We start from the raw sequence: 13,048 nt of genomic DNA, 5'->3' as shown, positions 1-13,048 counted from the left end.
AATGGCAAAGTTAGAGAATAATAACGAGAATGAGAATAAAAAATCAGTAGCTGAAAACCTAGGGGATCAGGTACAGAAAACTGTTGAAAATGTAGAGGGAAAAGTAAGGGAAACAGTAAAAGAAGCCTCTGAGCTTGCTTCGGATGCGATACATCATCCTGTAGAAACAGCTGAAGAATTTGGGAAACAGGCTGTAAAGGATGTTACCAGCTATACCTGGTGGGCAAAACTGCTCCTGATTCTCTTTTGGCTGGGTATTTTCCTTGTAGGTGGAGTCCTTATTGCCATCAACCTTCCGGTAACAAAAAGATGGGCTGCTGATCAGGCTCTGAAGCTTGTTAATAACGATTTTAAATCTGATTTTTCTACAGAAAGTGTAGATGTAAATTACTTCGGTGATGTAACAATTAAAGGCTTAAAAGTAAAAGATTATAAAGGTTTTGATTTTATTACAGCCCGTGAGTTTCGCGCAGATTCAGACTGGATATCTCTGGCAGTAAATGCCATCTCAGGAAGCAGCAATTCTCTAAGTTTTAACTCTCTGGCTCTTGTGAATGCCGATGTAAAGGTGATTACTTATAAAGGAGACAGTATATCCAATTTTGTAAGGTTTGTAGAACTCTTTGACAATGGTAAGAAAAGAGATCCCAAGAAACCTCCTTTTCAACTGAATTCCAGAATTCAGATTATTGATTCTAAGGTTTCCATCGTTAATGAAAATTCTCCCGGAGAACAGGGAAAATGGCTTACCGCAACAAAATTCAATTTAAAAGCACCGAACGTAAAAGTCAACGGACCGAATGTTTCGGCGTTGATTAATAATATGTCATTTGTAACTTCAAGGTGGGGAAAATCTCACTTTGTGGATACCTTTTCAACAGAACTTTCTCTAACGAAGCAGTTTTTGTCGTTAAAAGACCTTACCCTGAATACGGATCATACCTTACTTCAGGGAGATATCAAATTTAATCTTCACGACGGATCCTGGGCAGATTTTGCAGACAAAGTACGCTGGGATATGAATATTAAACAGGGAAGCCAGCTAAGCGGATATGATATCAGTTATTTTGTAACCAACTGGGATAATATCAAACCCTTCAATCTTTCCGGGGTAATGACAGGGCCATTGAATAAATTCCACCTGGAGAACTTTCTGATCAGAAATCCTGACGTCAATATTGCTACCAAAACGATGAAGGTTGACAATCTGCTGAAAGGAAATTTTGCTATTGAAACAAAAGATCTTTCAACAGATTTTACGTACAAGGATTTAAAAGCCATGATGCCTTCATTCATCTCCAAAAAGATGAAGAACTTTGCAGATGATTTCGGAAAACTGAAATATAACGGAACCGCAAAAGTGAATCCTGAGCAAATTTATGTGGATAATGGTAATTTAATGACAGGAATCGGGCAGGCGAAAATTTCGAAACTTACTCTGACAGGCTACAGCACTGCAATGCCAAAATATTCCGGTTATCTTGATGTAAAAGATCTCAATACCTCAGTCATCACTAAGAATAAATCGGTAGGCTTAATTTCCGGTAAATTTGATCTTAACGGACAAAGTTTTGACGTCAATACCATGCGTCTGACTACGAAATCTCAGATTGCCAGTATTGAAATTATGGATAAAACGATCAATAATCTGTATCTGGATGGTTTATTGGATCATAAAAAATATAACGGACTCATCACTGTTAATGATGAGCAGGCTAAAGCTACAGTCAAAGGATTGATTGATTTCAGTACTTCGAGGATCGCTATGGACGTTAATGCAGACGTCACTTACCTGAACATGAATTACTTTACCAACAAGCCCGGCACTCAGGTGGTAAGTGGCCAGGTAGAAGGGAAAATGGCCATGTCTTCTATCAACGATCTTACTTTAGATGTGAATGCCAATAACCTTCACTTTGCTTCAGCTACTCAAAAATATAATATTCCGAATGCCAGGTTAAAAACGTTTGTTGAAGCAGGAGGTCGTGTCATTGATGTAGATGCTCCGGGAGCTGCCACAGGTAAAATCTCAGGAAAATACAATCTTGCAGATCTTGCAGGAATGGTAGAAAATGGAGTAGGGAAAATATTAGTGGGACCACCGCCAAGAAAATTATACCGTGGACAGAATTTTGCGTTGAAGTTTGATGTCCAGCAGGGCCTTGTTAATTATTTCTTACCTGAATTGAGATTACCACAGGGGGCTCTTGTTGAAGGAGAATATGATGGGAATTCCAACAACCTGATCCTGAATCTTGATGCGGCATCTTTAAAATATATAATGACCAAGGAAGAGGAGATTACAGATGCTGACCAGGCGCTGGCATCTTCAAATTCTGATTATAAAATTAATGACCGAAAAAATCTCAGCAGAGACAGTGCAATGGTGGATAGTGTTAAAGTGAGAATTAACACAGGTGACCTTAACCAGCAATTGTATGCTAAGATCAACAGGGTCATTTATAATAAAAATGTAATTAAAGATTTTGAGCTTAAAGGGAATAATGAAAATGGAAATACACTTCATTTAGCAACCGTGTTCAAGCATGGAAGTCCTGATGATGAGCTTAATGAAAAGCTTAAGGAATACGCCATCAACGTAGACCAGTCTACTGATGCAGCAGGTGATTATGTATTCAGGTTTGAACCTACCGAGGTAAAATTCAATGAAGTTACCTGGGCTATAGATACAAGTCCTGAGCTGAATCACTCTATTACCTACAGAAAGAAAATCGGAGATTTTGATATCAGGAATCTGAGGGTATATTCCGATAAAAGTGCTTTGTTTATTAAAGAAGCCCAGTTTAAGTCTGCGAAAGACTTTTATGTAGATGCAGATATCAACGATTTTGCGGTAGAAAAGCTGCTGGAAATGCAGTCCGGAGGAAATACTATGGATATTAAAGGTCTTGCCAACGGAAGCGTTAAGATCAAAATGGATAAAAGTACACTTCAGCCGCTGGTAGATCTTAACATTGATGATATTAAGATGAATGGTGATGATATGGGGGATATCTCTATTTCTGCCACCAATGGATTCTCGCTGAATGTGTATGATATTGATGTGAAAGTTCACTCTGCCGGCGTACTTGGAAACAACAGCCTTAACCTTACAGGAACGGTTAATAATAATACTTCTTCTCCGATTATTGATCTTACTGCGGAAATGCGTGATTTTGACCTGGCATTTACGCAGCAGTTTGTGCAGACTATTTTCGGAAACCTTCGCGGAAAGGCAACAGGGGATCTTAAAATCAATGGAAAGCTTAACAATCTTGATTATAGCGGAGATATTGCATTAAAAGATTTTGGATTAAAACTATTGTTTACCGGGGTAGATTATTCATTTGATGATACTGTGATTCAGCTTTCCAAAGGACTTGCTATCCTCAATAATATTGAAGTACACGACGGAAGAACCAATTCCAAAGGGAATATCTCCGGAGCGATTCAGTTTGAAACCCTTTCTTCCATGGGGGTATCTCTTGTAATGAGAGCAGACAACCTGTTGATGCTGAATACCACGCAAAAAGATTTTGACCTTTTCTGGGGAAGAGTTTACGGACAGGGAGATCTGTACGTGGACGGACCTGTATCAGGATTAAGTATAACCACTCCTAATATGAAGGCGCTTAACGGAAGTACCTTTACCTTTAATTCCAGCTCAACGTCCAATGTAGAAGAATTTAAAATGCTGAGGTTCCTGAAAGAAGGAAAAGATGGTCTGATTACACTTGAAGAAAAGAAGAAAACAGGAGCCAATATGAATATTGACTTCAATCTGGCGGTAGATAAAGGAACCACCGTAAATGTACTGGTAGGAGACGATGTGGGAAATATTACGGTAAAAGGATCAGCTGATCCGTTGAGGTTCCATATGAACAGACAGGGGAATATTGCGATGAGCGGTACCTATAAAGTAGATAACGGAACATTTGTCTCTAAGGCCATTCTTAATAAAACATTCCAGATCGAAAGAAACAGCAGTATAAGGTGGGATGGTGATGCGATGAAACCAATGCTGGATATTAATGCCAACTACATCAGAATGGTTTCCAATGCGGGAGAATATCTTAGTATGGGGAAACTGCAGCCTATCAGTATTCTGCTGCAGGCCCATATCACCCAGTCGTTGGTAGACCCCCAGATTGATCTTAATGTGACGGCAATGGATGTATCCAGCCAGGTAAGAGAAACACTAGCTGCGAAAATGAGCCAGGAAGGAGAGAAGGTTCTCCAGTTCGGATCTGTATTGTTATTGAGTACCTTTAACGTATCCAACACTGGTGGGTTCGATGTAAATGTAGGAAATGTAGCGGAATCCTCAGGATATAATATACTTCTGAAGCAGTTGGGATCCGTTCTTAATACGATGAGTAACGAATTTCAGATTGACCTTAATTATGTGAAAGGAGATCAGAACTCAAATTATGGAGACAGAGCCAATGCGGGAGTAAGTGTAGCCCTCTCCCCGAGAGTCAATATCAAGACTGGTTTGGGTATTCCGTTATCAAAAACGGATGGTGCACAAAACAATTACCTTTCCACGGAAGGATCTGTAGAATATGATCTGTCTAAAAAGAATGATGGCTCATTGGTGATACGTGCGTATTCCAAGCCTACAAACATCGGTATGGTGAGTACAAACGGTTCTGCTAATCAAGCTTATGGCGGAGGGGTAGTGTGGAGTAAAAGCTTCAATTCTTTGTTTAAAAAGAAGAAAAAAGACAAAAAAACTTCAGACGCAAAAGGTGAAATAAAAACAGATTCTATAAAATCGAATGGTAAATAATTAGAATATTTTAATGATTTTTATCATCTGTGTTAATTATTGTTAATATTTGATATATATTTTTTAGTTAAATTATTTTTCGTAAATTTGCAAAAAATACATAGATTTTTTAAAGAAATTGTAATTTAACTAATATGAACTATCAACTGGACGAAATAGACAAGAAGATTCTTGATTTCTTAGTAGAAAACACAAGAATGCCTTTTACTGAAATTGCAAAGCAGATGGATGTTTCTGCTGGAACAATTCACGTAAGAGTGAAAAAGATGGAAGATGCAGGTATTATTTTGGGATCATCTCTTAACATCGATTATGGTAAGCTGGATTATCACTTTACAGCTTTCATAGGTATCCTTTTGACAAAATCAAACCGTACTCAGGAAGTATTGAAAGAATTGTCAACTATTCCTAACGTAATCGAGGCTAGCGTTATTTCAGGAAAATATAATATTTTCTGTAAAGTAAGAGCTAAAAATACTGATGATGCCAAAAGAATTATTTACCAGATCGACGACATTCAGGATGTAATGAGAACTGAAAGTATGATCTCTATGGAGGAATTCTTAAGTGACAAAAACAGACTGATCAACGCAATCTCTGTGTAAGTCAAATTTTAAACGAATAATTATAAAAGAACTTATGAAATCTCTCATAAGTTCTTTATTTTTGTAGGTATGGAAGAATACAGCTATTTTGACGAAGACCCAAAGAAAGGATGGGGATTTATTTTGGCGTTTGCAGCCTTGATGTTGTTTACTATTATGGGACTTGGTATCGATGTGGATGAATATCTGCAGCATGAATACCTTCAGATTCCGAGGTGGTACTTCTATGTGATTTTTTCTATTGATATACTGATGATGATAGGGCTTGTGCTGATGTTCTTCTACAAAAAGGCAGGAATCTTTATGTTTCCGGCTTTACTGGTGCTGCATTTCTTTATGCACAATTACTATCTGTCTACATTTTTGTATACGGATGTAACCAATCTTTTTCTGTTTACAGGATTCGGAATGCTTGCTATTATCCCAAAATGGAAGTTTTTTAAATAAAATGTAATCAATACGATAAGATAACAAACCGCTTTTAAATTAGATTTAAAAGCGGTTTTCAATTAACAGGGATTATGAAAAAAATTATCTGAGTACCAGGGAATTAAAAATTTCTTGTTTTAAAGGGTTTTTTGACCAGTCATCCCAAACGCCTGTATAAGGATTATAGCCGCATTTCAGAGGTTTTGATATACTAAGGCCCTCTTTGTTTTTTAACGTGTTTTCAGTATATGCCCTGCAGTCTGTGCAGACATAACGGAACTCACAATCTTTACATGTTTCAATTTGGTCTTTAGTAAGATCCCAGTATTTTCTAAAATCAGGTTGATTGATGGCTTCTTCAAGGCTTTGTTTTTGGATGTTTCCAAAGCTTTCATTCATCAGTGGACAGTTTTTAATATTACCTTTTCTATCAATGCCTATCTTTTTATGCAGGCAGGAATTGTGGTTCACTGCTTCTATAACTTTAGTAATATTCGTGTTGAAGTATTTCAGTTCTACTTTTCCACAGGTAGATATTTTCAGATCGTCTTTCAGAAAATTCAGTGAGAATCTATATTCATCTTTGGCTTTGAAAGGAGGTTCCGGACAATTGTAAAAAATGAGACTGTATATTCTGACTGTATTTTTTTGAAGAGCCTGTATAAAAGAGAGGTTGACTTTCTGGTGAAACGGTGAGAAAATTTCTATTCCTGATAACACTGAGGTTTTAAAAATTTCATCAATTTCTATACAATCTTTTAAGGGTAAAGGTTTCAAGCTGTAAATAACCAAATGCTTAATCCCAAGATTTTCTATTGACGGAAATATCTTCTTTATGATCACGATATCTTCCATTTCGATAAAGAGATTGGTGATAGCGCTGGGCTCATGATGTTCAAAAGAGAGAGGAGGAAAATTTCTGTCCCAATCATTCTCTGTAATAAATCCATATTCTTTTTCCAGCAGAAGATTGATATAGTTCTGAACAATTTCTTTGGATTCTTCATCATAACTTGTCATTGTATCTTCAACGGATTTGTTTTTCAGCTCTTCTATAATTTCATACAACTCCAACGGATACAGTTCTGATATATTTCTCTGTAGATCTGAAATGAGAATTCTGGTGGCTCCTTTGGTGATAAGGATGTTGGCAAATAGGCTGAAATAGTTCATAATAATCTCGTCAGAAATTTATAAGGATTAAGTTTTGCGTAAGAATCAGTATAGTATTTTTCGCATGGAATGGTGATGCTAAAATGTTTTTTCTCACGAATTTTGTTTTTTACAACGTCAATATATTTAAAGGTGAGGGGAAGTTTATGTTTTTCTTTGTTAGTAAAATCTCTTTTCATAAATAATCAGCTATTTCTTTTTCCAATAAATAATTACATATTACTGATATTCCCAAAAACTGGCCTACTGGATTGACTTCTAAAAAATAGTATTTACCATCATTTTTGATGAAATCAAGAGAACCGGAATTAAGATCTAATGACTGCATTAACAGATGTATTTTTTGCTCAATATTTTTCGGAAGATTATAAGGTACTTTTCTATTGGGTTTTTCATCATTGTATTTCCTAAAGTCAATTTTAGTTTGGTTATCATTTTGCGAAAAGATGGCTGTAGACCAAACTTTACCATTTAGATAAAAGCTTCTGATCTCGAAGTTTTTTTCGATTTTTTCCTGAAAAAAAGTGATTAAAAAATTTTTATTTTCATTTTCTTGAACAACTGTTGTATACATCATCCCACTGGAATCCTTGAGTATGCTTTCCATTCTTGGGTTGCCACCAATGGTTTTGATGATTGTTTTATTTAAAGTAACATGATCTGTGTTGTCAGCCAGAAAATAAGACGGAACATCTAATCCAGCCTTTTGGGCCTCTTCAAGCACAAGAAGTTTATTGATATCACAATTGCTTTGTTTATTAATATGTTTTTTTGACTCTAAAACCTTTATTACATAATCTTCCAGCCAGTGTTGATATTCATTCATATGGAGGTTAATCGCTTCATTTTTATAGTACAGGCGGTTAAACTTCAGTCTACCTCTTCTATACCATACACTGCTAATTTCATCAATAAAAAAACAATTTCTCGGGCTTTCTAGATAAATCCGTTTTTCTTGGATTTTAATATCAAAAATTTCATCTTCATGCACCCGGATAAAGCTTTTATCCAATTTTTGTAGCCATTTAATGACTTCTGTAGTGGTTATCTCGTTATTTTGAGAAATGATCAGTATCAATTTTTCTTTTTTATTTTTTTGAAAAAATCTTTTGTAATCAACTGAGCATGCTTTAAGCTTGGCAGCCCTATGTTTTTGCGATTACGATTGACGGTTGCGGAGTCTTTTATATTTTCATATCCTTGATAAACGCCATAAGTATAAGGTACTTTATGGTGTAAATTATTTCTATCTACCATAGCTGCGTAGTCTCTTGGGGGACATTCACCAGATTTTACATACTCTAATAGCTTTATTTTCAAATATGGATAATACTCTTCATAATCTGCCATGTGTAGTAATATAGGTCCTGATGGCATAAAGAAATCACCATTTGATAAACCAATTTTTTGCAGACTTGGGAAACCATAATTCTCAAACATCCACCTCAGAAGTTCAGCATTCTTTTTATCATTTTTATTGATATCTGCATAATTTGAATCAATACGGCTGTCTTGATCACGTTTAAACGCGACTGTAAAAGAATCTACAAGTTTTTGATTAAGTCCTCTTTTCCATTCCTCAACTTTCAATTCCATTTCCTGCCTGCCAATACCATATTTTTGATAGAGCTGTATGAAGCTGGAGTCTTGCTTTTTATATTTCCAATTATGTGCAACTAACGGAATAAGCTTGTAAAGACTTTTTTTCCCTCCGAAATTTTTGTGATGTTGATCTGCAAGCTTTATGTAATTTTCATATTCCTCCCTCCGTTCCTGGTTTTTGGGAGGATATTGGCTGAATATTTTTTTGTACTGCTTAATTGTAAATATTGTATCCTTTTGTAAACGAAATATACTGTCGATTTCATTGATTCTATTATAATAGGTTATATAGTTCAAATTTCTGCTCTTGCAAGCTATGAGAGTGAAAATTATAGCTATTAAACCATATGAAGCATAGTTCCAAATATCCTTTTTCATAAATTCTCTAACGAATATGGTGTGATGATAAAAGAGATAGAGGGATAACCCTCTATCTGTGATAATACTAATTAAGGCTGGTATCTATTTTTAAAGTACTGATAAGAGTCCCATCTTTCCATGTTTCTTTATCATAACATGTAGAACCACAATCTGTTTCTACATATTTATAACCATCTCCACCTAAAATAGATTTTAGATCCTTTCTTTGTAATTTCTTGTTTTCTGTAGAAGAGAAGCCACTCTTCATTCCATTTAATTTTTTCATGTGTGTAATTTTTAATTGTTTTTATATAAATCATTTGTGTCAAATTAACCCTTGACTTTGGGTGAATAATTCTTCCTATTTATTATACACTGTACACTTGTATTGTCAATCTGAAGAATACATTTTGTCAACGTTGATGGGATAAAACTATAAATATTTAGATCACTTTATAGGGATAAAATGTGTAAATGATTTGTATTTTGCTTTGTGTACAAATGCAAATTTTACTCTGAATAGGAGCTGGGCTTTGGTGAAATATTTGAAATTCGAAAAAGTATAAATTACATACCGGCTATAAAAAGAAAGCTAATGACTTTAACAATAGTTTGTACGGTAATATTTTCTATTGTACAATACCGGAAAATAAGGGATGTAAGCCTGGAAATAAGATGTTGAATAATTTGTTTTGGGTACTATTTGTATGCTTCTTGTGATTTGTTTTATTTAAAATCAACTTTTTTAGCACCAAAAACCACGTAAGTATCCCCTCAGTTTTTATAAAAAAACCTCTGATTTTAAAACTTTGGATATTAACAAATGAATTTTAAGTATAAAAAAGCTCTTCAATTTTAAGACGAAAAGCTTTCAATTGAGTATAAAAATAAAATATATATAGTTACTCAGAAAATACCCCCTGGAAAAAAGATTCTAAAGCGGTATCCTGATCCAGACCGAACTTCTTTTTCAGACGGTATTTGGTCATTCTTACACTTTTGGGTTCTACATTGAGGAGGTTGGCAATTTGTTTGGTGTCCATTCCCAGATAGAGGTAAGCACAGTATTTCAAATCCAGAGCAGTAAGCTTTTGTTTAGCTTTTTCATTGATATTTTTGAAGAAATCAGGATGCAGTTCCTGAATGGTGAATCTGATTTTTTCAAAATCATTGTCAACCCGATTTTCTCCTTTTACCACCTGATGAATATTAATATCCGTATCGGAAAGCTGGGTCTGAAGCTGCTGCAGAACCTCATTCTTATGCTGAATATGAAGCTGGCTCGCCAGTACCTCACTTTGAAGTTTTTGCTGCTGAAGGGTAAGTAGTTCCTGTTCTGCCCTTAATCGGGCCTGCTCTTCCTCCTGAAGTTTGACCTGCATTTCTGCTTCATGCTTTTCTGTATCAAGCTTATTTTCCCTTTCTATAGAATACCGCAGTTTAAAATGATAAGAACGGAACATAAAGAAGGCTCCAATCAATCCTATGATTCCCAGTATAATATAAAGAAGTTTTTCCTTTTTCAGACTGGCCGTTTTTTCGGTGAGAGATCTGAGTTCAGATTCTTTTTTCTGCGATTGATACTGAGCTTCCAACCTTTTTGCAGTTTCAGCCTGGCCTTCATCAAAGAGAAGATTGCTGTATTCTGTTACTTTTGTCTCGTACTCATAAGCTTTCCGGTAATTTTTCTGTTTTGCATAAAGCTCTGCAAGATTTTTTACCACATTGATCATCACGTGATAATAAACCGGCTGCTGGGTAAGCAGAATCTGTTCAGCTTTCAGAAGATACTGCTCTGATAAAGCATCATTCTGATCCCGTGATGCAAGATTGCTCAAAACACCAAGTGCACCTGCCTGCATACTCTGATTAAGAGTCGTATGCTGGGTAAGGGTCAGGATTTCGTGGGCGTTATTCTGAATTTCCTCACGGATTTCGGGAGTCATAACCGGATAGCTCAGATAATAGTTTGTAAGATTCAGTAAGGCCATTGCATGTACATGGGCTGAGACATGACCGGGAAATTGATGGTACAGGCCAACAGCTTTCTTACACATCTCAATGACGGGTTTCAGATCTTTTGAGTTCCCGCTTTTCTCATATTGAAAGGAGTAGCAGACAGCCAGCGCCGAATAAGTAGAGCTGAGTAAATTTTTGTTTCCCGCCTTTTCAGCAAGCTCTATGGATTTCTTGGCATATCTGGTGGCATTGTCAGCATCGTTCCATTCTGTATAGATTCCGTAGAGAAGATAATTGAGCTTTGCGTTCAATAAGATTTCAGAAGGTTGTTTTTCAACGGTGGGAAGAACTTTCTGAACAAGTTTGATGGTACTTTCAAGTTCGCCAAGTGCATTTCTGTAGTAGATATTCAGATAGGTGGCATATAGTTCAGCCGTTTTGTTATGACTCTTTTGAACAATTGCATTCGCAGCATCCAGAATAGGAGGAATCTTATCATATTCAGACTGATTAAGCTTAATGACTCCTTTTTGACTGAGAGCTTTTACTTCTTCAGCATAATCATTTTCTTTTTTAGCAAGATCAAGTTGCTGCTGAACATATTTTTCAGCAGTAGAATATTGATCGCTGACTCTGTAATATTCGGTAAGTTCATTGTAAATTCTGAATCTTTCTGCAGTAGAAATATGATCTTCATTTAATTGGTTCTTAAGACCATCAATAAATGCATTCTGTGCGGGATATAATGGGCAGATAAAAAGTATACAGTATAAAAGTAAGTACTTTAATTTCATAAGGTGAAAGTACAAAAATTGTAGACACCTGTCAATTTCCTGTCTGAAAAAGTAGAACTATGTATTGTTTGTAATTTGTTGAATATTAGATTTTTAATTGTTTTTGTAGACATTTTGTAGTCATCCGTAATCTGCATTGAAGATGTTTTGTAGTTGCATAAAAGAAGACTGGGATCTTTTTCTTCTGCAATTTTGGACCGGAAAAAATCAAAGAATATTAATTAAAAATTTTACAGCTATGGACAACAAAACCTTATCAATTGTTTCTTACATTACGCTTTTCGGATGGCTGATATCCTTCTTTATCGGAAAAGAAAAGTCGGACAGCCTTTTAAAATACCATCTGAAACAATCATTGGGATTAATTCTTTTTTCTATTTTTTTATCTATCATTCTCAATATTGTATTGATGGTTACTAAAATCGGAATTCTGGGAATATTAGGTTTGATCCCTTTGGTGTTAATGATTATCGGGATTATTAATGCAGCCAACAATGTTGAAAAACCTTTACCGTTGATCGGAAAAATGTTTGAAGATAAGTTTTCTTTCATTAGATAATATCTGATGATTAACAGGTACAAAAGACCATTTTGACGATAATAAAATCAGAACGCTAAAAAAATGATAAAATAGAATAGCTATAATCACGAAACTGGCTGATCTTATAAAGAATATAATGCGCTGATTTGACAGGATAAAGGTAATTTTAACGCCCATTTTAAAAAAGAAAAGAAGTATGGATTTTGAAATTTTGAAACAGCAAATTGAAGACGCTGCAAGGAAAGCTTTTTTAGAAGTGTATGAAAAGCATGGAGCAGAAGGTATTTACAGTTTTGCTTTGTACAGCGATGAGGGAGCAATGACGGTTTGCCCTGCTGCCAATACATTGAAAGCAATGGAGAATACAGATGACGAAGATGCTCTTTATTATAAATATGAACCGGCAGAATGGACCTACGAAATGGAAGGAGCCGATAAAGAATTTGATGAGATCTGTACCCAATTGAGAGCAGAGCTTACTAAACATGACGACGATGGTCATTGGTTTGAAGGTTTTCAGACGAAGTTGTATTCCACCTGTATTGAAGTGCTGGAGAAACTTAAAAATGAAAACTTTTTCACAAAGATCACAGGCAAAGATATTTTCCTGATTTTCACGGTCTCAGACTATGAGTTTGAGAAGGAAGAGCTAAAAGATCTTATCGTCAGACTTAACGATAATAAATACAAAAGTGAATATCTGAACTGGATGGCTGCCTGGGGCAATTAAAAATATGACGCATAAAAAAACACTTTAAATATATACATATGAAGCCCGATAAAATAATTGTCT

The 13,048-nt window shown here is 35.5% G+C and carries 10 protein-coding genes; 5 read left to right on the top strand and 5 right to left on the bottom strand.

Going from position 1 to position 13,048, the window contains the following annotated elements:
* Position 1 precedes the first annotated feature (1 nt).
* The 3 genes from AB1278_RS19265 (at position 2) to AB1278_RS19255 (ending at position 5,844) form a co-directional block, all read left to right on the top strand.
* Entirely contained in the window at positions 2-4,792 is a 4,791-nt protein-coding gene (locus tag AB1278_RS19265; protein ID WP_429816418.1) for a translocation/assembly module TamB, read from the top strand.
* 134 nt (positions 4,793-4,926) lie between these two features.
* A complete protein-coding gene (locus AB1278_RS19260) occupies positions 4,927-5,397 on the top strand; it encodes an Lrp/AsnC family transcriptional regulator (protein ID WP_002984446.1) in 471 nt (156 codons plus the stop codon).
* Between the two features lie 69 nt (positions 5,398-5,466).
* Entirely contained in the window at positions 5,467-5,844 is a 378-nt protein-coding gene (locus AB1278_RS19255; protein WP_202843392.1) for a hypothetical protein, read from the top strand.
* 84 nt (positions 5,845-5,928) lie between these two features.
* Here AB1278_RS19255 and gwsS read toward each other — a convergent pair whose 3' ends face one another.
* From gwsS to AB1278_RS19230, 5 genes are all read right to left on the bottom strand, one after another.
* Complete coding sequence (gwsS, locus tag AB1278_RS19250; protein WP_429816414.1) at positions 5,929-6,999, bottom strand: grasp-with-spasm system SPASM domain peptide maturase; 1,071 nt, start codon at positions 6,997-6,999, stop codon at positions 5,929-5,931.
* A 175-nt stretch (positions 7,000-7,174) separates the two neighbouring features.
* Complete coding sequence (gwsG, locus tag AB1278_RS19245) at positions 7,175-8,077, bottom strand: grasp-with-spasm system ATP-grasp peptide maturase (protein WP_202843388.1); 903 nt, start codon at positions 8,075-8,077, stop codon at positions 7,175-7,177.
* A complete protein-coding gene (locus tag AB1278_RS19240) occupies positions 8,074-8,979 on the bottom strand; it encodes a hypothetical protein (protein WP_202843383.1) in 906 nt (301 codons plus the stop codon). The genes gwsG and AB1278_RS19240 overlap by 4 nt, the downstream gene beginning before the upstream one ends.
* Positions 8,980-9,046: 67 nt before the next feature.
* On the bottom strand, positions 9,047-9,247 hold the full coding sequence (locus AB1278_RS19235) for a TIGR04139 family peptide modification target (RefSeq protein WP_202843381.1): 201 nt from the start codon (positions 9,245-9,247) through the stop codon (positions 9,047-9,049).
* A gap of 616 nt (positions 9,248-9,863) precedes the next feature.
* Positions 9,864-11,714, bottom strand: coding sequence for a helix-turn-helix transcriptional regulator (locus AB1278_RS19230; protein ID WP_429816410.1), 1,851 nt, complete (start codon positions 11,712-11,714; stop codon positions 9,864-9,866).
* A 238-nt stretch (positions 11,715-11,952) separates the two neighbouring features.
* On the opposite strand from AB1278_RS19230, the gene AB1278_RS19225 reads away from it, so the two are divergent.
* Together AB1278_RS19225 and AB1278_RS19220 are read left to right on the top strand one after the other, a co-directional pair.
* Entirely contained in the window at positions 11,953-12,273 is a 321-nt protein-coding gene (locus AB1278_RS19225; protein WP_429816407.1) for a DUF4870 domain-containing protein, read from the top strand.
* Positions 12,274-12,451: 178 nt separating this feature from the next.
* Complete coding sequence (locus AB1278_RS19220; RefSeq protein WP_202843375.1) at positions 12,452-12,985, top strand: DUF4303 domain-containing protein; 534 nt, start codon at positions 12,452-12,454, stop codon at positions 12,983-12,985.
* Positions 12,986-13,048 lie beyond the last annotated feature (63 nt).

Origin of the sequence: Chryseobacterium sp. NRRL B-14798, assembly GCF_050470705.1 — a bacterium.
GTDB classification, from domain to species: domain Bacteria; phylum Bacteroidota; class Bacteroidia; order Flavobacteriales; family Weeksellaceae; genus Chryseobacterium; species Chryseobacterium cupriresistens.
The sequence above is the reverse complement of the archived record's forward strand: the minus strand, read 5'-3'. Positions and strand labels throughout refer to the sequence as shown.